Origin of the sequence: Aquicoccus porphyridii, assembly GCF_008369105.1 — a bacterium.
Taxonomy (GTDB): Bacteria; Pseudomonadota; Alphaproteobacteria; order Rhodobacterales; family Rhodobacteraceae; genus Aquicoccus; species Aquicoccus porphyridii.
In genome coordinates this window covers 1-21,948 of sequence record NZ_VINQ01000001.1, presented here as the reverse complement: position 1 = coordinate 21,948, position 21,948 = coordinate 1, and the positions used below count along the sequence as shown (strand labels likewise).

The window sequence follows — 21,948 nt, the reverse complement described above, 5'->3', positions numbered from 1 at the left end:
CGGCTCGCTGCGCTGATCGCATGGATGGTGACCTGGTGGATGGGACAGACCGTGCCCTTGGCCGCCACCGCGCTTTTGCCGGTGCCGCTCATGCCCGCGCTCGGCATCGCGCCGGTCACGCGCGCGATGTGGCTCATCGCCGCCCCGGGGCGATCGAGATGCAGTCAGCGCAATGCCCACCACTTTCGGTCCGTCCTTGGGGAATCCTCTTGCAACCCGGCCTCTGCCGGAAGCAGAAGCAAGGGGCTCTCCTGCTCGTCCTCAAGCCTCTCCAGATAGGCACGTCCATGGATATCCAGGGATCGAATCTTCTTTGTAAGCCCCGGCATCGACGCGACGCGCGCCCGGACCTCCGACAGATCCGATGCGATGCGCGCGGCGGGTTCGGCCCCGCCTGATATACGGGTCTCCAATATGTCCTGGGGCACCATCAGCGACAGTTTTTCCAGCTTCTCGAACTGGCTGCGCGACTGGCGCTCTGCCTCCTCCAGCTCATTCAACCAGTAAAGCGCCTTGATCTGCGCGCTACCGCAAAGCGACAGCCCCGCCAGAAGGCTGTTCACCAAGGCCGGATCGGCATTCTTCTCGATCACTACGATAGAAAGACCATCCAGCATGGAGTTGAACCCATAGTGCAGCTTCTCCTCGGCAGATTTCACCACACTGTCGCCATCGCGCCGCAACCCGGCGCCATCCAGCCGATCAAGAGACGTCTGTATGTTCACCAGCGTCTTGCGCAGGTCCATCTCGCGGAGCTTGACCGGCAGCCCCCCGATCATGTCCTCCACACGGTCGAGACTTTCGTTCACGACACCGAGCCGTTTCATGATGATCGCCGTGCTGGCCGCGGTCACGCCAATCCCTGCAACCGACGAGGCAAGGTTTACCATTTGCAAGCTCTGCAACGTACCGACCGCGCTCTGCAAGGCGGTGAGCTTCCTGCTGACCTGGGCGTTCTGAGCAACCCCGATCAGGGATGCAACGCCAGTCGGCTCGACGATTTGAGCAACATTCAGCACGTGCGACAGCATCCCGGTTTCCTGCACGTGACCCACGATCCGCCCGGTATCAACATGCTTCAGAATGGCCCCGTAACGCTCTACGTTCCCAAGCGCATGATCGAGAAGAAATTTCGCCGGAATTTCAAATGGAATAGATGTGGCACTCATTCGAGTTCCCCCAAGCGTTTTGACAAGAATCCATCGAGTTCAGTAAAAATGGTTCCTTTCAAAGACGCGATTTCGGGCCTTTCCGGTTCGCCAAGAACGCGCATGCGAATATTGGTCCGAATGCGCGCCCGAAACGTCTCGCGCAGTTTTCGCCGCGCCCACCCTCTGATCGACGGCCCCAGCCCGAGCGCCACCAACCCCGCTCCGACAATCGACGCAGGTATGATCGCCAGAGTGGCGGACAGGCCCAGGAACCCGGTGGAAACCAACAATCCTCCGACAAATGGCAAGGCGGCCAGCGGCGCAATCGAAAAGGCAGTCGCCGCCCCGGCAGTCAGAAGTTCATCGGCTGACCAGCCATCATGCGATTTGTGTTCCTCCGGCCCGATCACATCGGCAAAGAAGGACTCGTCGATTTCCGCCGAAAGTCTCTTGTATTCGGCCTCGATCCATTTGCCGACAATCGGATTGATCTGGCGTGTCTGAAACCGCCCACGTCGGATGAATGCCTTGAGCGGCATTTCATCGATGACCTTGTCAACTTCGATCAAAAGAAGCGGAAGCCGCTCCTCCAACTCCAGGGAAACGCGCGCCCGCTCGGCACTCCACCAATCCACCACCTGCGCGCGCGCCGGTTCGTTTGACATCCTCGCCGTCCCCGAAATTCTTTCTTGCCACTCTGCAACACCATTTCAGCCCCGGCAAGTCTCGGTCATTTTGATCAACGCATGCGCAAGCCCCGCCCCACCCTAGATCCGCTCGATATCCCCGAGCGCCCGCGTGGCGTGAAACTCCGCCTCCCATGCCTCGAACCGCGCTTCGACAATCGCGCCGCGCATCCCCGCCATGATCTCCTGGAAGTAATGCAGATTGTGCCATGTCAGCAGCATCGAGGCGATGATCTCCTTCGAGCGGAACACGTGATGCAGGTAGGCGCGGCTATACCCCCGGCAGGCCGGACAGATGCACGCCTCGTCGAGGGGGCGCGGGTCGTCGGCGTGGCGCGCGTTCTTGATGTTCACGACGCCGCGGCGGGTGAACACCTGCCCGGTCCGTCCCGACCGCGACGGCAGCACGCAATCCATCATGTCGACCCCGCGCTTGACCGCACCGACGATGTCATCGGGCTTGCCCACCCCCATGAGGTAGCGCGGCCGATCCTCGGGGAGCATCCCCGGCGCGTGATCCAGAACGTCGAACATCGCCGCCTGCCCCTCGCCCACCGCCAGCCCGCCGATGGCATAGCCCTCGAACCCGATCGCCTTGAGCGCCTCGGCCGACTCCTCGCGCAAGTCGCGTTCCAGCCCGCCCTGCTGGATGCCGAACAGCGCGTGCCCGGGCCGATCGCCGAAGGCGTCACGCGAGCGCGCCGCCCAGCGCATCGAGAGCCGCATGCTCTCCTCGATCCGCCCCCGGTCGGCGGGCAGCGCCGGGCATTCGTCGAAACACATCACGATGTCACTGCCCAGAAGCCGCTGGATCTCCATGCTCCGCTCCGGCGTGAGGTGATGGCGCGCGCCGTCGATATGGCTCTTGAACGTCACCCCCTCCTCGGTCAGCTTCCTCAGCCCGGCAAGGCTCATCACCTGGAAGCCCCCCGAATCCGTCAGGATCGGCCGCTCCCAGTTCATGAAGCGATGCAATCCCCCGAGCCGCGCCACCCGCTCGGCCCCGGGCCGCAGCATCAGGTGATAGGTATTGCCGAGCACGATATCGGCGCCGGTGGCGCGCACGCTCTCGGGCAGCATCGCCTTGACCGTGCCCGCCGTGCCCACCGGCATGAAGGCGGGCGTGGCGATATCGCCACGCGGCGTGGCGATCTTCCCCACCCGCGCCGCGCCGTCCCGGCCAAGGAGTTTGAATTCAAATCTGCCTGTCATAAGCTGCCCCGAACCATTATCAGGGGCTTTCTTACCCATGCCGCCCCACCCTTGCCAAGGAGAACACCATGAGCGAGCCGGAAAACCGACTTCTGAGGTTCGGATGGGAGGAATGGGTGTCCCTGCCCGACCTCGGCCTGCCCGCGCTCAAGGCCAAGGTCGATACCGGTGCGCGCACCTCGGCGCTGCACGCCTATGACATCGAAACCTTCGGCCCCGCCGCGCGCCCCAAGGTCCGCTTTACCCTGCACCCGATCCCCGGGCGCGACGATCTCGTCATTCCCTGCTCGGCCCCGATCATCGACCGCCGCGAAGTGACGAGCTCCAACGGTGAAAGCGAACACCGCTACGTGATCGAAACCCCGATCGCGGTGAACGGCGACAGCTGGCCGATCGAGATCACCCTGACCAACCGCGCCACCATGAACAACCGGATGCTGCTGGGCCGGCAGGCGCTGCTCGATCATATCACCATCGTCGCCACCGAACGCTTCCTGCAACCGCAGCTCTCGTTCGAGGTCTATCACAGCGCCCGCATGCGACAGGAAGCGCCCAACCGGTCGCTGCGCGTCGCCGTGCTCTCGCGCGAGAACAACTATTCCACCCGCCGCCTCGTCGAAGAGGGCGAGAAACGCGGTCACACGGTCGAGGTGATCGACACCACCCGCTGTTACATGGCGATCAACGCGCTCGCCCCCGAGGTGCATTACGACGGCAAGCGCCTGCCGCGCTATGACGCGGTGATCCCGCGCATCGGCGCCTCGATCACCCCCTATGGCACGGCGGTGGTGCGCCAGTTCGAAACCATCGGCACCTTCTGCGTCAATTCCTCGGCCGGGATCACCGCCAGCCGCGACAAGCTCTATGCCCACCAGTTGATGGCGCGCGCCCGGATCGGCATGCCCAACACCGCCTTTGCCGCCTCGCCCAAGGACACCGGCAACCTCATCGGTCTCGTCGGCACCGCGCCGCTGATCGTGAAGCTGCTGGAATCGACGCAAGGCAAGGGCGTCGTTCTGGCCGAAACCAAGAAGGCCGCCGAATCGGTGATCGATGCCTTTCGCGGGCTTAAGGCCAATTTCCTGGTGCAGGATTTCGTCAAGGAGGCGGCGGGCGAGGATATCCGCTGCCTCGTGATCGGCGGCAAGGTCGTGGCCTCGATGAAACGCACCGGCGCCGAGGGCGATTTCCGCTCCAACCTGCATCGCGGCGGCGCGGCCAAATCGGTGCGCATCTCGAAAGAGGAACGCGAAACCGCGATCCGCGCCGCCCGCACCTTCGGCCTCAACCTCTCGGGCGTGGACCTGCTGCGCTCGGAAAGCGGGCCCAAGGTGCTCGAAGTCAATTCCTCGCCCGGATTCGAGGGAATCGAGACCTCGACCGGCAAGAATGTCGTGGCCCGGCTCTATGACGAGATCGAACACAATGTCCGCCCCACCCCCGTCCGCCGCCGCAAAGCCACCACGCGCGGCGCGTGACGCGCCGAAAGGATAAGTCCTTTCATGCAGGATCATGTCGGATTGTGGTCAACTGGCTTCGACGGATACCCAATGAGAGGGCAACTCACGGCCGCGGTCGGGTGCTCGCAACATCTGCGCAAGGCACTTAATCTCTCAACCTCATCCTCGGACCAGACCGGCGCGCTCCATCTCGAAAGCACCCGGCCGGGGGGCGGCCGTGTGTTGCCCGGGCGGCTTCGCCGCTGTTTCCGGGCGGCACCTGCTCGATCACCCGCAAACGCGCAATGACGCGCCGAAAGACTGGACATCGGCACCGCAAGGGGCGAGCCTGTTCCCCACAAGGGAGAGAGACCATGAACCAGATGACAGCCCCCGGGCTTCTCACCGAAACGCTGGATCAGGGCGTGCTCACGCTGACGCTTGGCAATGGCCGCGCCCATGCGCTCAACGCCGCGCTGATCAACGCCCTGCACGATGCGGTCAGCCGCGCCAATGAGAACCCCGACGCACGGGTGATCGTGATCGACGGGCCGGGCCATATCTTCTGCGCCGGGCATGACCTCAAGGAGATCGCCCGCAACCGCGCCGCCCCCGACCATGGCGAAGCCTACCTGCGCACGCTCTTTGCCGATTGCGCCACGATGATGCAGGCGGTCACGTTTTCGCCGCTGCCCACCATCGCCATGGTCGACGGCATCGCCACCGCCGCCGGGCTGCAACTGGTCGCTGCCTGCGACATGGCGTTTGCCTCGACGGAGGCCACGGTCTGCCTGCCCGGTGTGACGAATAACGGCTTTTGCACCACGCCCGCCGTCGCCGTGTCGCGCGCGGTGGGGCGCAAGCACCTGATGGAGCTTCTGCTCTCCGGCACGCCCAAATCCGCCGACTGGGCGCTGCGCGCCGGGCTCTTCAACGAGGTGACCGATGCGGCCGAGCTGCGCACCCACACGATGGACTTCGCCCGCACGCTGGCCACCCGCAACCCCGGCCCCATCGCCAGCGGCAAGGTGACGACCCACCGGCATCTCGACCTCGACCTGCCCGCCGCCTACGAGATGGCCACAGAAACCATGATCGGCCATTTCATGGACCCCACCCGCATCGCCCACGAAAAAGACTCGCGCTGGTCCGGCTAGGGCGGATCGCAAACGAACCAAAGGGCGGCACAGGGCCGCGGCCCGGTGCTCACAACATCGGCGCAGAGCAATTTATCTTGCAAAACCATCCCCAGCTCGAAGCGATGCGCAACCTCTCGAAAGCACTGGGCCGTCGGGGCGGCCCTGTGCTGCCCGGGCGGCTTGCGCCGCTGTTCCGGGCGGGGCGCGAGGACAATCCAAAGCGATACGCAAATCCCCCCGAACGCCGCGTTAACCTTCGCACCCGTTAACGAGATCTGAATTTACCCGGCAGCCGGGCAACAGCCGGAAGTCAGCCGGATGTCACCCCCCCGAAATGGCCCGCGTCGATCACGTTAACCCGCGCGCACTTTACGGCGACGCCCTGAATCCTTATATGTTTGCTCAGGAACTACGTGAGGCCCTCATGACCAACCAGCCCGAACCACTCGAAGGCGCCCCCCTGATCGCGCCCTCGACCGTCACCCACCCGCTCTACGATTCAATCGTCGAGGCGTGCCGCTCTGTCTATGACCCTGAAATTCCAGTGAATATCTATGACCTCGGCCTGATCTACACGATCGACATCAACGACCAGAACGAGGTTCACGTGGTCATGACCCTGACCGCCCCGGGCTGCCCGGTCGCGGGCGAGATGCCCGGCTGGGTCGCCGACGCGATCAGCCCGGTTGCCGGGGTGAAACAGGTCGATGTCGAACTCACCTGGGAGCCGCAATGGGGCATGGACATGATGAGCGACGAGGCACGACTTGAACTTGGGTTCATGTAATGAAATCAACTGATTGAAAGGGGATATTCATGTTCGGAATTCCCGGGAAACAGGCTGTCACGATCACCCCGGCCGCCATCGCGCAGATCACCAAACTGATGTCCTCCAAGGGTCACCAGGGGCTGCGCATCGGCGTCAAGAAGGGCGGCTGCGCGGGCATGGAATACACCATGGATTACGTCGACGAGGTCGACCCCAACGACGAGCTGGTCGAACAGGACGGCGCTCGCGTCATGATCGCCCCCATGGCCCAGATGTTCCTCTTTGGCACCGAGATCGACTACCAGACCTCGCTACTCGAGTCGGGTTTCGTCTTCAACAACCCGAACGTGACCGAGGCCTGCGGCTGTGGTGAATCCATTAAGTTCAAGGATGTCGATGAGTTACAGGCCGAAGCTCAACCAGCGCAGACCAACGGGTAACCGCCGCGACAACCCTTCTCTTGACCCGTCCGAAAACCCCGTGATGATAGCGCGACATTAAAGCGTTTCGCCTTGTCCCTGTCTTGGATACAAGGCGAAACGCCTTGATCACGCGGGAGGAATGCATGCGCCGGAAACTGGCCGCCGGAAACTGGAAGATGAACGGGCTGACCGCCTCGCTTGGCGAGCTTCAGTCACTGGCCTCGGCCCATCCCGACCCGCTGGTCGACATCCTCGTCTGCCCCCCCGCAACGCTCGTCTCCGCCGCCGCGCAATGCTGTGCAACCCTGCCCATAGCCATCGGCGGACAGGATTGCCACGCCGAGCGCGCAGGTGCCCACACTGGCGACATATCGGCGGAAATGCTAAAAGATTCAGGGGCTTGCGCGGCGATCCTCGGGCACTCGGAACGGCGCGAACACCACGGGGAAACCAGCGACATGGTCCGCGCCAAGGCCCGCGCCGCCCATGCCGCCGGGCTCATCGCGGTGATCTGCATGGGCGAATCCCTTGCACAGCGCGACGCCGCCAACACGCTCGACATCATCGCCGCGCAACTGGCGCTCTCGATCCCCGACACCTCAACCGCCGAGAATCTCGTCATCGCCTATGAACCGATCTGGGCCATCGGCACCGGCAAGGTGCCCACCCCCGCCCAGATCGGCGAGGTGCATGATTTCATCCGCACCCGCCTCGAACGCCGCTTCGGCCCCGGCGTGGGGCGCGGGGTGCGGATTCTCTATGGCGGGTCGGTCAAGCCCGACAACGCCGATACCATCTTCCGCGTGCCCAATGTCGACGGCGCGCTGGTTGGCGGCGCCTCGCTCAGGGCCGAAGATTTCTCGCCGATCATCCACGCCTTGTCGGAAAGCACCTGATTTCGGCCAAACCCCTTGCAGGCAAGCCTTTTGTGCTTGATCGCCCGGGTGTGCCGTCGCGGCAACGCGGCACCGCTCCGATTGGTTTTTCCTTCCCCCCGTCACAAAACTGGTTTAGGTTTTCTGAAAAGAACTTTCGGGAAACCTGAAATCATGACGCTTCACCCTCACCCTTCCGCGGTCAGCGCCCCGGCCGCCAGTGTTTACGATGCCGAACCGATCCCGCCCGCGGCCCGTGACGCAATCGACCACCTCCTGCAATCGGGCGATCTCTTCCGCTACACCGCCCCCGAGAACGCGCCTGTGACCCTGCTCGAACGGGAATTCGCCGCGCTCATGGGCGCGAAATACGCGCTTGCCGTCTCGTCCTGTTCGGCCGCGCTGTTCCTCTCGCTCAAGGCGCTCGACCTGCCGCGCGATGCCCGCGTCCTGATCCCCGGTTTCACCTTCGCCGCCGTGCCCTCGTCGGTCGTGCATGCCGATTGCATCCCCGTGCTTTGCGAGGTGGGCGAGAATTACCGCATTGATATCAATGATTTCACGGCAAAACTCGATGACGGGATCGCCGCCGTGATCATCTCCCACATGCGCGGGCACACCTCGGACATGGATGCCATCATGGCGCTTTGCGATGCGCGCGGCATCCCGGTGATCGAAGACGCCGCGCACAGCCTCGGCACCACATGGGCCGGGCGCCGCATCGGCACGATCGGGCGCGTGGGCTGTTTCTCGTTCCAGTCCTACAAGCTCGTCAACGCGGGCGAAGGCGGGATTCTCATCACCGATGACGCCGATCTGGTGGCCCGCGCGGTCATCATGTCGGGCGCATATGAACATAACTGGTCGAAACATCTCGCCCCCGGCGACAACCGGGCCGATCTGGAACAGGCGTTCGGCCAGTGGCAAAACCGCCTGCCGCTCTACAACCTGCGGCTTTCAAACCTCTCGGCGGCGGTGATCCGTCCGCAATTGCCCGAGGTGGCGCGCCGTGTCCGCGACGGCCGCCGCAACCACGATTTCGTGGCCGCCCGTCTCGACGCCTCGCCCTGGATCGCCGTTCCCGACGCCCTGCCCCCCGAGGAACGCGCGCCGGATTCGATCCAGTTCAACCTCTGCGGCCTCACCGACGACGACACCCGCGCCTTTGCCGCCGCCGCCGCCACGCGCGGCGTCAAGGTGCAGGTCTTCGGCCTCTCGACCGACAACGCCCGCGCCTTCTGGAACTGGCACTTCATCCCCGGCGACACGCCCGATCTGCCCCGAACCCGCGCCATGCTGATGCGTGCCTGCGATGCCCGCCTGCCCGCGCATCTCACGCTCGATCAATGCACCGCCATCGCCGATGCGCTGGTGCTTGCAGCCGAAGAGGTCATGGGGCAGTCTCGCGCCTACGGAACCTGACAGGCGCGAGGCGGAACATGACGGACTTTACCAAGGGCGCGGCCTGGATGGGCGGAGAGATCCTTCCCATCGACGAGGCCAAGATTTCCGTCATCGACTGGGGGCTGACGCATTCCGACATCACCTATGACGTGGTGCCGGTCTGGGCGGGCGGCTTCTTTCGCCTCGACGACTATCTCGCCCGCTTTCGCCAATCCATCGAGGCGCTGCGCCTCGATATCCCGCAGAGTGACGCGGATATCGCGCAGATCCTGCATGACATCGTCGCCCGCGCCGGCCTGCGCGACTCCTACGTGTCGATGAGTGCCGCGCGCGGCGTGCCGCTCATCCCCGGCTCGCGCGATCCGCGCGAATGCGGCAATCACTTCTATGCCTTCTGCGTGCCCTATATCCACGTGATCAAACCCGAAGCCGCGGACCGTGGCGCGCGCCTGTGGATTTCCAAATCCTCGCGCCGCATCCCCGAGGACAGCGTGAATCCGCGCGCCAAGAACTATCACTGGGGCGATTTCACCACTGGCCTGTTCGAGGCCAAGGATAACGGCTTCGACACCACCGCCCTCCTCGATCACGCGGGCAACGTGACCGAGGGGCCGGGCTTCAACGTCTTCGCGCTCAAGGGCGATACCGTCGTAACCTCGGATCACGGCGTTTTGCACGGCATCACCCGCAAGACCATGATCGAGATGTGCCGCGCGCGCGGGCTCACCGTCGAAACCCGCGCCCTGCCGCTCTCTGAATTGCTTGATGCGGACGAGGTGTTCTTGTCCACTTCCGGCGGCGGCGCGGTGCCCGTCTCGCGCGTGGATGAGCGCATCTTCGGCAACGATGCCCCCGGCCCCGTCGCCAGCGCCCTGCGCGCCGATTATTTCGAGCTGATGCGCGACCCGGCCTATCGCACCGAGATCAGCTACTAAAGCGTGTTGCGAACCGCGCGCAACGCACGGAATCCGACATGCCCGCCCCGGGTTTGAGCCGGGGCGGGTGGTTCCAGTCAAACCTCAAAACAACCGCAACCGGTCCTTCAGAAACGGGTGCGCGTCGATCGCCGGGTCGACAACCGCCTCGCGCAGGATCGGTTTCAGCGCCGCGGCCACCTGCCCCGGCATGTCCTGCAATACCCCCTTGCGCGCAATCAGGCTGATGGTGCGCGACAACGGCGCGAACGGCAGGTCGAGCACGTCAAGCTGATCGGCAAAGCGCCGCGCCCGCATCAGTGCCAGCGGCGTCAGGATGGTCCAGCCCGCCCCCTTTCCCACCAGCGCCAGGATCGCGTGATAGCTGTCCAGCTCGAACCGGTGCGCCATGGTCAGGTTCTGCCGCGCCAGGTGATCCGAGATCAGCCGCCCCATGTAATGGCGCGACGTATATTGCACCAGCGGCAAGGCCTTGAGCTGAGCCAGCACATCGCGCCCCGTATCCACCACGCCCTTGGGCGCCGCCACCACGAACCCGTCTTCCAGGATCGGATGAATCTCCATCCAGTCCGCCGCCGCCCCCATTTCCGCGGCCACGATCACGTCGAGCGCCCGCGCATCGAGCTGGTCATAGAGAAAATGGCTCGCCCCGGTTTCCAGCAGGAACTGGCAATCACGCAGCCGCCCGGCCATATGCGCCAGCAATTGCGGCGTCACATCCGCCTCGAAATCCTCGATCACGCCAAGGCGGAACCGGGTCAGCGCGCTGAGATCATCCCCGGCAAGCTCGGCGCGCACCTGGGCCGCCTCGTTAACGATGGTTTCCGCCCGCCGCCGAAAGATCTCGCCCGCAGGCGTCAGCCGCACGGGCCGCTCGCTGCGCACCAGAAGGGTCACGCCCAGCGCGTTTTCGAGATTGGTCAATTGTTGCGAGACCGCCGAAGGCGACGCGCCCAGCCGGCGCGCAGCCGCCGAGATCGACCGTTCCTGCGCGGTCGCGATGAACACCTCGACCCCCCACAAGGTGATCTTGCCGGGGCTGGTCATGGCAAATCGCCCCTACTTGTCGAGCTTCGACAGCTTCGATTGCAACTCGGCCAGTTGTTTCTTGATCGCGTCCAGGTCTTCGTCACTCTCCGGCTCCGCCTTCTGCCCGGGCTTGGTCGCGCTCGTGTCCTCGCGCTCCGGCCCGGTCGTGCCGCTCGCCGCGGTGCCAAAGGCCGAGGACATCGCCTTGATGAACGCTTCCTGCTGGGCCTGCATCGCCTCGAATCCGGGCATCTTGGCCATCGGGTTCATCGCGCCCATGTTTTCCATCACCTTCGACTGCCCGTCGCGCAGCATCTCGAAACTGGCCTGGAGGAATTGCGGCACCACGCTCGTCGCCTGGGTCGTATAGGTGCGCACCAGGTCGTTCAAGACGCCGATCGGCAGCACGTTCTCGCCCCGGCTCTCGTGTTCGGCAATGATCTGGAGCAGGTATTGCCGGGTCAGGTCGTCACCCGATTTGAGGTCGATGATCTGAACCTCGCGGCCATCCCGAATGAACCGGGAAATATCTTCCAGGGTCACGTAATCGCTGGTCTCGGTGTTATAGAGCCTCCGGCTCGCATATCGCTTGATCAAAAGCGGCTTGTCGCTCTGGGCCACGGGTTGTCCTCCCCAAGAAATGCAACGCTGCAACGCAGCTTAGGCGAGTGCAGAACAAAAAGAAAGGGCGAGCCACAAGGCCCGCCCTTCGAAATGGCGCCCCCATTACTTGGGAGGAGAGGAAGATCGGGAGCGCAGCATTATCCTGTTTGCCCGGAAGCCGAAGCTTACTTGGCGGTCGAGGCTTTCTTGGCCGCCGTGGTCACATCGTCGGTGGCTTTCTTCATGGCCGCGGTGGCTTCTTCGCTGACGTCCTTGCCAGCCGCCATCATCAGTTCGACCGTGTCCATCTGGACTTTCTTGGCGACCTCGGCAAAGGCGGCCATGTTCTCGGCGGCGACTTCGGCGCTGGCCGATGCGAAATCGGTCATGGCCTTGGCATAGTCGGCCGGCTCCTGACGGGCTTTCGACATTTCGGCCATCTTGGACAGCGTGTCCTTGGTCCACTTGGTCGAGATCTCGGTCGATTTCTCGGCCGCGGTCAGGGCCACGCCCGACAGTTTCTCGTTCAGGCTCGCCTGGGTCTTGAAGGCATCTTCAAAGGCTTTGGTGTCCACGGGGAACGCGCCCATCATGTCTTTGAAAACGGCGGTGAAATCTTGGGTCTTGGTCATTGGTCTGATCCTTTGCATCTGCGTTGCGGGACATCCCGCTTTCTGCGTCTGCAAAGAATATAGTTTCTGCGTTGCGGCATTTCAAGTTTTTTATGCTGCAATGCAGCAATTTCTCGAAAACCGCTTGAAATCAAACGCTTGGCTTGTTCACCACATAGGTTCCGGGGGCCGGGCACAGCTCCGGATAGCCCGAATCGCCCGGAATCCGCGCCGGAACCATCTTGCCCGACCGGCGGCGCAACCACTTTTCCCAGCGCGGCCACCACGATCCTTCGTGGAACTTCGCCTTTTCCATCCATGCGGACGCGTCGCCACTCAGGCTGGTATTGGTGTAATGGCCGTATTTCTTCTTGCTGGGCGGGTTGATGATCCCCGCGATATGGCCCGATTGCGACACGATAAAGGTCTTTTGCTTGGCGCCCATCTGCTGCACGCCACGATAGCAATCCTTCCACGGCGCGATATGGTCGGTCTCGCAACTCACCGCGCAAACCGGCACCTCGACATCACCCACATGAAGACGCTCGCCGCAAAGCTCGACCCCCTCGGTCGCAAAGCGGTTCTGCTGGCACAGCCAGCGCAGGTATTCCATCGTCATCCGCGCCGGAAGATTGGTGCCGTCGCCGTTCCAGAACAGCAGGTCAAAGGCGGGCGGCGTCTCGCCCATCATGTAGCTGCGCACCGCCGGCCCATAGATCAGGTCCTTGGAGCGCAGGAACGACATGGTGCGCGACATGATGAAACTGCGCAGCACGCCGAACTCCTCGACCTCGGCTTCGATCCCTTCCACGAAATCGTCCTGCAGGAAGGGGGTGAACTCGCCCTGATCGCCGAAATCGGTGAGCGCGGTGAAAAACGTGGCCGATTTGACCGACTTGTCGCCCCGGTGCTTCATCAGCGCCAGCGTCAGGTTCAGCGTCGTGCCCCCGATGCAATAGCCCACCGCGTTGACCTGCTTTTGCCCGGTGATCTCGCGCACCACCCGGATCGCCTCGAGAAACCCCTCCTCGACATAGGTGTCCATCCCCACATCGCGATATTCCGGCCCCGGGTTGACCCATGAAACCACGAAGAGCGTATAGCCCTGCTCGGTGATCCACTTGATCAGGCTGTTCTCGGGCTTGAGATCCATGATGTAGAACTTGTTGATCCATGGCGGAAAGATCAAAAGCGGCGTGGCATGCACCTCGTCGGTGGTCGGCGCATACTGGATCAGCTCGAACATCCGGTTGCGATAGACCACCGATCCCTCGCTCGCGCCCACGTTGCGGCCCAGTTCGAACGCGCTGTCATCGGCCAGCCGCACCAGCATCTCGCCGTCATTGGCCTCGAGATCGGCAACGAGGTTCTCGAGCCCCCGCACCAACGATTCGCCCTCGGTCGCGACCGCCTTTTCCAACGCATCCGGGTTGGTGCCAAGGAAATTGGTCGGGCTGAGCATGTCGACGATCTGCCGGGCAAAGTAGTTGAGCCGCCTGCGGTCCTTGTCATCCAGATCCTCGGCCTCTTCGACCGCCTTGCGGATCGCCTCGGCATTGAGTTGATATTGCCGCTTCACGAGGTTGAAATAAGGGTGCGTCTTCCAAAGCGGGTTCGAGAACCTGCGATCCTCGGGGCCGTCCTCCTCCTGCGGCTCTCCCCCGACAAGCGCCTGCTGCGCCTCCATGAAATGCTTGACCGACTGGCCCCAGTATTCGACCTGCGCCTCGAAAAGCCGCGCCGGGTTCTGCATCATCTCCGACCAATAGGAGGTCGCGGCACGGGTGAAAAGCTCGGCATCGGGTCCGTTCAACTGCGTATTGGGCGGCTTGCGGCTCGACAGGGCCTGGATCAGGCGTTGCGACAACTCCTCGACCCGCGCCAGATTCGCGGTCATCTTGTCAAGGTTGGCCTCCTGGGCCGCGCCCGTGGCGTCACCTGGTGCGTCTTCAGTTGTCATCTTAACGATTTACCCCTATCTTCGCTGCCACGCAGCATTCGTCGCCCTGGCGGAGGGGCATGTGCGGCATCTGCGAACGGGCCAGACCAATCGGACCACATGCCCGGCAACCCTTGAAGGAGACGCATATGCGTTACATGGCCACCTACGACCTGATGGAAAGCTTCCGCAATACGAACCAATGGCTTGGGGCCTCCGCCTCTGCCCTTGCATCCTATCCTATCTTTTCATTGGTGCCAAACCCTGCGCTGCACTGGATGGCGGCCTGGGGCGATGTGACCGAGCGCACGTTTCAACGCATGGTGGCCAGGCCCGACTGGGGCATTCGCACCCATACCTGCGCCGATGGCCGCGATCACCTCGTCAATATCGAAACCGTGGTCGAAAAGCCCTTTGGCAATCTCATTCACTTCAACGTCGCCGGTCGCGAACCCAACCCCCGGCGCGTCCTTCTCGTGGCGCCGATGTCGGGCCATTACGCCACGCTTCTGCGCTCGACCGTGAAATCGCTGATGGTCGATTGCGAGGTCTACATCACCGACTGGCACAATGCCCGTGACATACCGGTCTCCGAAGGCAAGTTCGACATCGAGGATTACACCCTCTACCTCGTCGATTTCATGCGCAAGCTCGGGCCAGATACCCATGTCATCGCCGTCTGCCAGCCCGCGCCGCTGGCGCTGGCCGCCACCGCCTACCTGGCCGAGCAGGATCCCGAGGCACAACCGCGCAGCCTCACCCTCATCGGCGGCCCGATCGACCCCGATGCCGCCGCCACCGACGTCACCGATTTCGGCCGCCGCGTGACCATGGGCCAGCTCGAGGAAATGATGATCCAGCGCGTCGGCTTCAAATACAAGGGCGCCGGGCGCATGGTCTATCCCGGCCTCCTGCAACTGGCGTCGTTCATGTCGATGAACGCCGAGCGCCATTCCAACGCCTTCCGCGACCAGATCATGCGCGTCATGCAGGACGAGGCGGGCGATCACGACCCGCATAACCGCTTCTATGACGAATATCTCGCGGTGATGGACATGACGTCGGAATTCTATCTCTCCACCGTCGAACGCATCTTCAAGGAGCGCGAAATCGCGAAGAACGAATTCGTGGTCGACGGTCACAAGGTCGATATCGGCAAGATCACCACCGTCGCGGTCAAGACGGTCGAGGGCGAAAACGACGACATTTCCGCCCCCGGCCAATGCGTCGCCGCGCTCGACCTCTGCACCGGCCTGCCCGATGAGAAGAAGGCCCAGCATGTCGAACCGGGGGCTGGTCATTACGGCATCTTTGCCGGGTCGAGCTGGCGCAACAACATCCGGCCGCTGGTGCTCGAGTTCATCGACGCCAACTCGGGCGGGAAATCGGGCGGGAAATCGTCCAAACCCGCCAACAAGAACGCCGCCGCCTGAGGCCGCCGATGGACCGCGTCGCCTTCTCCTGCACCTGCGGCACCGTCGCGGGGCATGTGGGGGTGACGTCCGCCGGCGCGGGCAATCACGTGGTCTGCCACTGTCCCGATTGCCGCACCGCCGAACTTGCCCTCGGTCAGCCCGACCCCGATCCCGACGGCGTGGAGATCTGGCAGACCACGCCCGATTGCATAAAGATCGAACAGGGCGCCGACCGGCTCGCCATCCTGCGGCTCTCGCCCAAGGGGCTCTATCGCTGGCATGCCACCTGCTGCAACGCGCCGATGTTCAACACCCTGCGCAGCCCACGCCTTGCCTTTGCCGGCATCGCCGCCGCGCGGCTCTCCGACACCGCGCCGCTCGGTCCGGTGATCGGCCATGCCTTCATGGCCAAACCCGGCGGCGGCTACCGACACACCGGCTTTGCCCGCGTGGGCGCCCGCGTCCTGCGAATGATGCTGCGCGCCAATCTCTCCGGCAAATGGCACCGCACGCCGTTTTTCGACACGGACGGCCAGCCCCGCGCCGACATCCGCGTGCTCTCCAGGGACGAGCGCATGGCGCATCAACGGCATTAAGGCGCGTTCGACCTAAACTGCACTGTGCCGATGTTGTGAGCACCCGCCCTGGCCCAAACCCGGGGGGCGCAGGCTCGACTCCGTTCCGGTGCGACATGCCTTCCCCCCGGCACCACCCGCCCCGCGCTTGACACCGCCGCGCCGTCCGGTCAAACACCCCTTCGAACCATATACCCGCAACCGGGCGTTCCGTGGGCGCCAAACCGACGAGGAGCAAGGCCATGCATGACGGCCCGTCCCAGATTTCCCTGACATTCCCCGATGGCAACGCGCGCAGCTTCAAGGCCGGGATCACCCCCGCCGAAGTCGCCGCCGACATCTCGACCAGCCTCGCCAAGAAGGCGATCAGCGCCGATGTGAACGGCACCCACTGGGATCTGCAATGGCCGATCACCGAGGATGCGCGCATCGCCATCAACACGATGAAGGACGACGCCCCCGCGCTCGAACTGATCCGCCACGACCTCGCCCATATCATGGCCCGCGCGGTTCAGGAGATCTGGCCCGACGTCAAGGTCACCATCGGCCCGGTGATCGACAATGGCTGGTATTACGATTTCGACCGCGAAGAGCCCTTCACCCCCGAAGATCTCGGCCGGATCGAGGCGCGCATGAAACAGATCATCGCCGCCCGCGATCCGGTCCGCACCGAACTCTGGCCGCGCGAAAAGGCGATCGAGCATTATCGCGGCACCCACGAGCCCTACAAGATCGAACTGATCGACGCGATCCCCGAGGGCCAGCCGATCCGCATGTATTGGCATGGCGACTGGCAGGATCTCTGCCGTGGCCCGCACCTGCAACACACCGGCCAGGTGCCCGCCGATGCCTTCAAGCTGATGAGCGTGGCAGGCGCCTACTGGCGCGGCGACAGCTCGCGCCAGATGCTGCAACGCATCTACGGCGTGGCGTTCCAGAACCGCGACGCGCTCAAGAAATACCTCCACATGCTCGAAGAGGCCGCCAAGCGCGACCACCGCAAGCTCGGTCGCGAAATGGACCTCTTCCACATGCAGGAGGAAGCCCCCGGCCAGGTCTTCTGGCACCCCAACGGCTGGACCATCTACACGCAGTTGCAGGATTACATGCGCCGCAAGCAGCGCGCCGGCGGCTATCACGAGATCAACACCCCGCAAGTGGTCGACCGCAAGCTGTGGGAGGCATCGGGCCATTGGGACAAGTACCAGCACCACATGTTCATCGTCGAAGTGGACGAAAGCCGCGACGGCGAAAATGACGACGCCGCCGTCAAGGACAAGGCCCAGACCCGGATCAACGCGCTGAAGCCAATGAACTGCCCGTGCCATGTGCAGGTCTTCAACCAGGGGCTCAAATCCTACCGCGACCTGCCGCTGCGGCTGGCCGAATTCGGCTCCTGCGCGCGGTTCGAACCCTCGGGCGCGCTGCACGGCATCATGCGGGTGCGCGGCTTTACCCAGGACGACGCGCATATCTTCTGCACCGAGGACCAGATCCAGGAGGAATGCGCCCGCTTCATCGACTTCCTCGCCGACATCTACCGCGAGCTGGGCTTTCCCGAGTTCGAGATCCGCTTTGCCACCCGCCCCGAAAAGCGCGTCGGCACCGAGGAAAGCTGGGATTATGTCGAGAACGCGCTGGAAAACGCCATCAAGGCGGTGGGCCGCGACTACGTGCTCGAACCGGGCGATGGTGCCTTCTACGGGCCAAAGCTCGACTTCTACCTGACCGACGCGATCGGCCGGGTCTGGCAATGCGGCACCTTCCAGGTCGATCCCAACCTGCCCGAACGGCTCGGCGCGATCTATATCGCGCCCAACGGCGAAAAGACCCGGCCCTTCATGCTGCACCGCGCGACGCTGGGCAGTTTCGAACGCTTCATCGGCATTCTGATCGAGGAACACGCCGGCAAGCTGCCGTTCTGGCTCGCCCCGCGCCAGGTCGTGGTCGCCACCATCGTCTCCGAAGCCGATGATTACGCGCATGAGGTCGTGGCCGCCCTGCGCGCCGCCGGCATCCGCGCCGAGACCGACACCCGCAACGAAAAGATCAACTACAAGGTCCGCGAACATTCGGTCGCCAAGGTGCCCGTGATCCTCGCCCTCGGTCATCGCGAGGTCGAGGACCGCACCGTCACCCTGCGGCGGCTGGGCGAGAAACAGACCCGCGTGGAGCCGCTGGCCGAAGTGGTCACCGCCCTCTCCGCCGAGGCCACGCCCCCCGACCTGCGCTAGACCCCGCGCGGGGTCGGGGCCGGGGGTGGCGCACGCTCGCGCCATCCCCGATTCCCGTTCGGCGGCGCGTTGCTGACGCGCGGAATTTCTGACCCGCGACAACCGTTGGAATTTGATCAAATCTTGAGTAGCCTTGAGTCTCCATTCGCGGCTCAGGAGAATATACTGAAATGACACCAATTTCCGTTCGCCTCGCAGAGGGAGAGGATGCCGCTACGGTTGCGGTCCTCGTTCATGCCCTTCTCGATGAACTCTCGGGCGGAAAGGCCCCGACGGTCGAAGAGATCACCGAACGCGCAAAGGCCGTTCTTTCAGAAACAGGCGTTGTTGCGGTCATTGCATGTGCCGATGACGCGCCGATTGGCGTCATGACGCTGAATGAATGCTCCGCCATCTATGCCGGTGGAAAGTTCGGTGAGATTTCCGAACTGTATGTGCGGCCCGAAGCGAGATCGAAAGGGATCGCACAACAGCTTCTGGACCGTGCTCAGCAAGAGGCACGCGCGCGCGGATGGAAGCGTATCGAGGTTGGCGCACCGGGTCAGCCTGAATGGCACCGCACACTTAACTTCTATTTGCGCAACGGGTTTGAAGAGGTCGGCCCACGCCTTCGCCGTCTGGTCTGAGCCGAACGGCGGCAAAAGATCCCCCGCCGCCGCCCCGCACCTTCTGTCGGGCCGCCCCGCCCGACCCTCGCCACCGCCTCATCAACGGCGGATGACGTCCCCATCGCCGCAATCACCCCTGACCGCCGGATCGCGTCCTGTTCCCGACCGGCCGCGCCGTGATTCGCGCCGCCAGATCGCCAGCCCACCCACACCTGTCGTTTCGCCATTCAGGACAACAAGGCGCAATCGAAGCAGTTGTTTCGCTAAATGATCGATACGCCCCCTCCACCACACCCCCACCGCCCCAAGACTCGTTGAAACCGCGGATGCATCGTAAATTGAAACGGTGCCGGGTCATGGCAAGGGATGCGTTCGCGCATCCCGGTTTTCGAAACCATGCGCTCGGTGCGATCACTGGAAACCTGGGGAAACGAGATGTCAAAAATTTTCACTTATGAAGAGAACGGGCTCTCCTACATCGTCACGGTGTATGAGGATGAAAATGGCGGCGTGTTTGCCGATATCACGGTCAACAGCGGGCATATGGACGTGAACGCGATCTATCTCGGCGATGACGATGTCAGCGGCGAAAGCGCCGGACTCAAGGGTCCGCTCAACATGAACGGCGGCGGCGCGCAATACGAAGGCGAACAGGTGCAGTGGGACAGCGCCATGGAACTCAGCCGCCCGGGCCTCGGTCGCGACGGCGAGGACAAGGACACCTACCTTGCCGAAGGTGACAGCCTGACCGTGGAACTTGACGTCGAAAGCATCGAGGATGTCGATTTCTTCGGTATCCGCGCCACCTCGACCAGCACTCCCGAAGGCTCGATCAAGGCCGTTTCCGGTGAACCCGAGGAGGAGGAAGAAGAGGAAGAAGAAGAGGACGACGCCGCAACCTATGACAAGGTGTTCTTTGTCCAGGAAGAAGGCGAAGGCACCATCGCCGGCGATCCGATCATCTGGGAAAACCTCCCGCCCGAGGACATCGAGGCGGCCGGGCTGGAACCGGATGCCGAAGGCACCTTCGCCAACTATGTCGCCGTGTTCGAGGAGGTCGGATATTTCGACATCGCCGAAATGCAGGACGTTCGATTCTACGAAACGACCGAAGAGGGACATCCCCGCGAAATCGAGGAAATGCGCCTGACCGCACCCGAAGACGGGTTCGAGGATGGCGATGCCCTTGTCGCGGCCTATGAAGAGATGATCGCGGAACTCGAAGAGACGCCCGCCGAAACATCCGGGGACGACGACATGGAGGGCCTGATCATGTCCCTCATCAGCGGCGAGGAGCCCGACAACGCCCCCGCCCCCGAAAACCCCGATCCCGAACTGGAAGAAGAGCCCGCCCTTCTTTGACCCCCGCCACCGGGTCGATTGCCGCGCCGGACCATCGAGGTCCGGCGCCATGCATCGCACGACCCGTGGCCCGCGTCCTTCCCGACGCGCCCAGGGCCGTCCAATCTGCCCGCCTGCTCTTTCTTGGCAAAAATACTCATGCGCCGTTCAACCCACCGCGCGCCGCATAGATCAATTTTCCGGCCTTATGTATCAAACGCACCAACAATATAGATGAACCGCGCGCCGATGTGAATCATCATGTCGCCATGCAGAACAAAACCATCAATCGCGCGCTTATCGAAAAGCTGGCCGAGATAGGCATTGATGACAACGAGCGAAATTTGCGCAACAAAGTCAGTAGAGGGAAATTCACCGCAGGATTCTTTTTACAATGTCTTACCGCGCTTGGTTGCTCATCGTTGCGATTGGATTGATCGCAGTTACTGGTCTAGGGCAGGCTCAGGAGCAAACAGAAGGCACCAAGGGGCAGGCCAGCCAACAACAAGGCCCAACCCAAGCGTTGCCTCTTTCTATTCCTGTCAACATAGTCGAGGATCAAGCCGCCGCCGATGCCCGCAAGCGCCGCGAAGAAGAAGCCCGCCAAAGAGAGATAGCGGACCTTGCTGCCCAACAAGGAATGAATGCTGCCACACAATCCATTGATGCGGCGACTCAAGACATGCGGGATTATGCGCTGTATTCCACATTGCTTGTCGCGCTTGGGACGGGGCTTTTGTTCTATACGCTCTGGCTCACTAGACAGGCCAACCGGGCGGCTGCAAATGGGGCTAGCGCCGCTCAGGCGGCTAATCTTGTAGCTGAGGCATCTCTCGACCACGCCAAGAAGGCCTTCAACGCCGACTACAGGCCGTTTGTTTTGTTCACCACCGCCTATGATAAAGATTTCAGGAAAGGAGAAGGTGATACCTTCTCCTTCGGCGAAAGCATAAAGCTTTCCATACAGAATTTCGGCAGAGCGCCAGCCAGAGATATACGCTGGGGCCATTACCAAAAAGTCATTGATGTTCCCAATGAGAATGAGTGGGAGATGTACAGACGTATTGATTACGGATTTGTTGTTCCGTTGCATCACATACTCGCCCCTCAGCAAAAATTTGACTTCTCTATCGTCCTGGAGGCCAGCCAGGACGAAATAGACCAGATAATGAACGGAAAAATGATGTTCGTCCAGCTCATCGTTTGTTCCAGCGATGGGGGAAAGGAAAATTTGACCGACGATATGTTTCTGGGAATCAGATGGAAGGGTCATTCCTTTTCTATAAAAAGGATCAGCAATGGCAACGTCTGGACCCATCAACAATGGCAGCAAGAGAATGACGTGAAGGAAGCAATGCGCAAGGCCGAAGCAGAACGTCTTGAGCGTCTCAAGAATGAAAACGCGCAAGGGGTCTAGGGTCAGGATGCATTGATTTCCAACGCGCTGCGTGATTCACGGCTCGGAAAACGGAGCGGTGACATGAGCGACCTTTTCTGGCTGACCGACGAGCAGATGGCCAAGCTTTCCCCTTTCTTCCCGAAGTCGCACGGTAAGCCGCGG

General features: G+C 62.7%; 21 protein-coding genes and 1 pseudogene. 15 read left to right on the top strand and 7 right to left on the bottom strand.

Features of this window, described 5'->3' with window-relative positions:
* Positions 1-164 precede the first annotated feature (164 nt).
* The 3 genes from FLO80_RS00105 to tgt form a co-directional block, all read right to left on the bottom strand.
* On the bottom strand, positions 165-1,031 hold the full coding sequence (locus FLO80_RS00105; protein WP_188078178.1) for a hypothetical protein: 867 nt from the start codon (positions 1,029-1,031) through the stop codon (positions 165-167).
* 134 nt (positions 1,032-1,165) lie between these two features.
* Entirely contained in the window at positions 1,166-1,789 is a 624-nt protein-coding gene (locus FLO80_RS00100) for a hypothetical protein (RefSeq protein ID WP_149187057.1), read from the bottom strand.
* A 129-nt stretch (positions 1,790-1,918) separates the two neighbouring features.
* A complete protein-coding gene (gene tgt, locus FLO80_RS00095; RefSeq protein WP_111362346.1) occupies positions 1,919-3,049 on the bottom strand; it encodes a tRNA guanosine(34) transglycosylase Tgt in 1,131 nt (376 codons plus the stop codon).
* A 68-nt stretch (positions 3,050-3,117) separates the two neighbouring features.
* Between tgt and rimK the strand changes: the two genes are divergently transcribed.
* The 7 genes from rimK (at position 3,118) to FLO80_RS00060 (ending at position 10,032) form a co-directional block, all read left to right on the top strand.
* On the top strand, positions 3,118-4,527 hold the full coding sequence (rimK, locus tag FLO80_RS00090; protein WP_111362347.1) for a 30S ribosomal protein S6--L-glutamate ligase: 1,410 nt from the start codon (positions 3,118-3,120) through the stop codon (positions 4,525-4,527).
* 335 nt (positions 4,528-4,862) lie between these two features.
* Positions 4,863-5,645 (top strand): enoyl-CoA hydratase-related protein, encoded by a 783-nt coding sequence (locus FLO80_RS00085; protein ID WP_111362348.1) that lies wholly within the window; start codon positions 4,863-4,865, stop codon positions 5,643-5,645.
* Positions 5,646-6,051: 406 nt separating this feature from the next.
* Positions 6,052-6,414, top strand: a complete 363-nt coding sequence (locus FLO80_RS00080; RefSeq protein ID WP_111362412.1) for an SUF system Fe-S cluster assembly protein — start codon at positions 6,052-6,054, stop codon at positions 6,412-6,414.
* Between the two features lie 29 nt (positions 6,415-6,443).
* The gene (locus FLO80_RS00075) at positions 6,444-6,836 is read left to right on the top strand and encodes a HesB/IscA family protein (RefSeq protein ID WP_111362349.1); all 393 of its coding nucleotides are present in this window, start codon (positions 6,444-6,446) and stop codon (positions 6,834-6,836) included.
* Between the two features lie 125 nt (positions 6,837-6,961).
* Positions 6,962-7,714 (top strand): triose-phosphate isomerase, encoded by a 753-nt coding sequence (gene tpiA, locus FLO80_RS00070; protein WP_111362413.1) that lies wholly within the window; start codon positions 6,962-6,964, stop codon positions 7,712-7,714.
* Positions 7,715-7,867: 153 nt separating this feature from the next.
* Positions 7,868-9,115 (top strand): DegT/DnrJ/EryC1/StrS family aminotransferase, encoded by a 1,248-nt coding sequence (locus FLO80_RS00065; protein WP_111362350.1) that lies wholly within the window; start codon positions 7,868-7,870, stop codon positions 9,113-9,115.
* 17 nt (positions 9,116-9,132) lie between these two features.
* Entirely contained in the window at positions 9,133-10,032 is a 900-nt protein-coding gene (locus FLO80_RS00060) for an aminotransferase class IV (protein ID WP_111362351.1), read from the top strand.
* Positions 10,033-10,116: 84 nt separating this feature from the next.
* Here FLO80_RS00060 and FLO80_RS00055 read toward each other — a convergent pair whose 3' ends face one another.
* From FLO80_RS00055 to FLO80_RS00040, 4 genes are all read right to left on the bottom strand, one after another.
* Positions 10,117-11,079, bottom strand: coding sequence for a LysR family transcriptional regulator (locus FLO80_RS00055; protein ID WP_111362352.1), 963 nt, complete (start codon positions 11,077-11,079; stop codon positions 10,117-10,119).
* A 12-nt stretch (positions 11,080-11,091) separates the two neighbouring features.
* Positions 11,092-11,682 carry a polyhydroxyalkanoate synthesis repressor PhaR gene (phaR, locus tag FLO80_RS00050; RefSeq protein WP_111362353.1) on the bottom strand — a complete coding sequence of 197 codons (591 nt, stop codon included), beginning with the start codon at positions 11,680-11,682 and terminating at the stop codon, positions 11,092-11,094.
* 167 nt (positions 11,683-11,849) lie between these two features.
* The gene (locus FLO80_RS00045) at positions 11,850-12,296 is read right to left on the bottom strand and encodes a phasin, PhaP (protein ID WP_111362354.1); all 447 of its coding nucleotides are present in this window, start codon (positions 12,294-12,296) and stop codon (positions 11,850-11,852) included.
* Positions 12,297-12,426: 130 nt separating this feature from the next.
* On the bottom strand, positions 12,427-14,235 hold the full coding sequence (locus tag FLO80_RS00040; protein ID WP_111362355.1) for a PHA/PHB synthase family protein: 1,809 nt from the start codon (positions 14,233-14,235) through the stop codon (positions 12,427-12,429).
* A gap of 128 nt (positions 14,236-14,363) precedes the next feature.
* Here FLO80_RS00040 and phaZ point away from each other — a divergent pair, with 128 nt between their 5' ends.
* From phaZ to FLO80_RS00005, 8 genes and pseudogenes are all read left to right on the top strand, one after another.
* On the top strand, positions 14,364-15,647 hold the full coding sequence (gene phaZ / locus FLO80_RS00035) for a polyhydroxyalkanoate depolymerase (protein ID WP_111362356.1): 1,284 nt from the start codon (positions 14,364-14,366) through the stop codon (positions 15,645-15,647).
* An 8-nt stretch (positions 15,648-15,655) separates the two neighbouring features.
* Complete coding sequence (locus FLO80_RS00030; RefSeq protein WP_111362357.1) at positions 15,656-16,225, top strand: DUF6151 family protein; 570 nt, start codon at positions 15,656-15,658, stop codon at positions 16,223-16,225.
* 221 nt (positions 16,226-16,446) lie between these two features.
* Positions 16,447-18,438, top strand: coding sequence for a threonine--tRNA ligase (gene thrS, locus FLO80_RS00025; protein WP_111362358.1), 1,992 nt, complete (start codon positions 16,447-16,449; stop codon positions 18,436-18,438).
* Positions 18,439-18,608: 170 nt separating this feature from the next.
* Positions 18,609-19,064, top strand: coding sequence for a GNAT family N-acetyltransferase (locus tag FLO80_RS00020; RefSeq protein ID WP_111362359.1), 456 nt, complete (start codon positions 18,609-18,611; stop codon positions 19,062-19,064).
* 417 nt (positions 19,065-19,481) lie between these two features.
* On the top strand, positions 19,482-20,408 hold the full coding sequence (locus tag FLO80_RS00015) for a hypothetical protein (RefSeq protein WP_246156484.1): 927 nt from the start codon (positions 19,482-19,484) through the stop codon (positions 20,406-20,408).
* Positions 20,409-20,656: 248 nt separating this feature from the next.
* On the top strand, positions 20,657-20,824 hold the full coding sequence (locus FLO80_RS22785; RefSeq protein ID WP_188078177.1) for a DUF6471 domain-containing protein: 168 nt from the start codon (positions 20,657-20,659) through the stop codon (positions 20,822-20,824).
* Positions 20,782-21,804: a DUF8453 domain-containing protein gene (locus FLO80_RS00010; RefSeq protein WP_146611001.1), complete on the top strand. Its 1,023-nt coding sequence runs from the start codon at positions 20,782-20,784 to the stop codon at positions 21,802-21,804. The genes FLO80_RS22785 and FLO80_RS00010 overlap by 43 nt, the downstream gene beginning before the upstream one ends.
* Positions 21,805-21,867: 63 nt before the next feature.
* Positions 21,868-21,948: pseudogene (locus tag FLO80_RS00005) on the top strand (IS5/IS1182 family transposase); the annotation flags it as partial.

What these genes read in the sequence shown, in the direction of transcription:
- FLO80_RS00105 (WP_188078178.1), bottom strand. Translation starts at nt 1,031, where the DNA reads ATGCTGTCGCACGTGCTGAATGTTGCTCAAATCGTCGAGCCGACTGGC.
- tgt (WP_111362346.1), bottom strand. Translation starts at nt 3,049, where the DNA reads ATGACAGGCAGATTTGAATTCAAACTCCTTGGCCGGGACGGCGCGGCG.
- rimK (WP_111362347.1), top strand. Translation starts at nt 3,118, where the DNA reads ATGAGCGAGCCGGAAAACCGACTTCTGAGGTTCGGATGGGAGGAATGG.
- FLO80_RS00085 (WP_111362348.1), top strand. Translation starts at nt 4,863, where the DNA reads ATGAACCAGATGACAGCCCCCGGGCTTCTCACCGAAACGCTGGATCAG.
- FLO80_RS00080 (WP_111362412.1), top strand. Translation starts at nt 6,052, where the DNA reads ATGACCAACCAGCCCGAACCACTCGAAGGCGCCCCCCTGATCGCGCCC.
- FLO80_RS00075 (WP_111362349.1), top strand. Translation starts at nt 6,444, where the DNA reads ATGTTCGGAATTCCCGGGAAACAGGCTGTCACGATCACCCCGGCCGCC.
- tpiA (WP_111362413.1), top strand. Translation starts at nt 6,962, where the DNA reads ATGCGCCGGAAACTGGCCGCCGGAAACTGGAAGATGAACGGGCTGACC.
- FLO80_RS00065 (WP_111362350.1), top strand. Translation starts at nt 7,868, where the DNA reads ATGACGCTTCACCCTCACCCTTCCGCGGTCAGCGCCCCGGCCGCCAGT.
- FLO80_RS00060 (WP_111362351.1), top strand. Translation starts at nt 9,133, where the DNA reads ATGACGGACTTTACCAAGGGCGCGGCCTGGATGGGCGGAGAGATCCTT.
- FLO80_RS00055 (WP_111362352.1), bottom strand. Translation starts at nt 11,079, where the DNA reads ATGACCAGCCCCGGCAAGATCACCTTGTGGGGGGTCGAGGTGTTCATC.
- FLO80_RS00045 (WP_111362354.1), bottom strand. Translation starts at nt 12,296, where the DNA reads ATGACCAAGACCCAAGATTTCACCGCCGTTTTCAAAGACATGATGGGC.
- FLO80_RS00040 (WP_111362355.1), bottom strand. Translation starts at nt 14,235, where the DNA reads ATGACAACTGAAGACGCACCAGGTGACGCCACGGGCGCGGCCCAGGAG.
- phaZ (WP_111362356.1), top strand. Translation starts at nt 14,364, where the DNA reads ATGCGTTACATGGCCACCTACGACCTGATGGAAAGCTTCCGCAATACG.
- FLO80_RS00030 (WP_111362357.1), top strand. Translation starts at nt 15,656, where the DNA reads ATGGACCGCGTCGCCTTCTCCTGCACCTGCGGCACCGTCGCGGGGCAT.
- thrS (WP_111362358.1), top strand. Translation starts at nt 16,447, where the DNA reads ATGCATGACGGCCCGTCCCAGATTTCCCTGACATTCCCCGATGGCAAC.
- FLO80_RS00020 (WP_111362359.1), top strand. Translation starts at nt 18,609, where the DNA reads ATGACACCAATTTCCGTTCGCCTCGCAGAGGGAGAGGATGCCGCTACG.
- FLO80_RS00015 (WP_246156484.1), top strand. Translation starts at nt 19,482, where the DNA reads ATGTCAAAAATTTTCACTTATGAAGAGAACGGGCTCTCCTACATCGTC.
- FLO80_RS22785 (WP_188078177.1), top strand. Translation starts at nt 20,657, where the DNA reads ATGCAGAACAAAACCATCAATCGCGCGCTTATCGAAAAGCTGGCCGAG.
- FLO80_RS00010 (WP_146611001.1), top strand. Translation starts at nt 20,782, where the DNA reads ATGTCTTACCGCGCTTGGTTGCTCATCGTTGCGATTGGATTGATCGCA.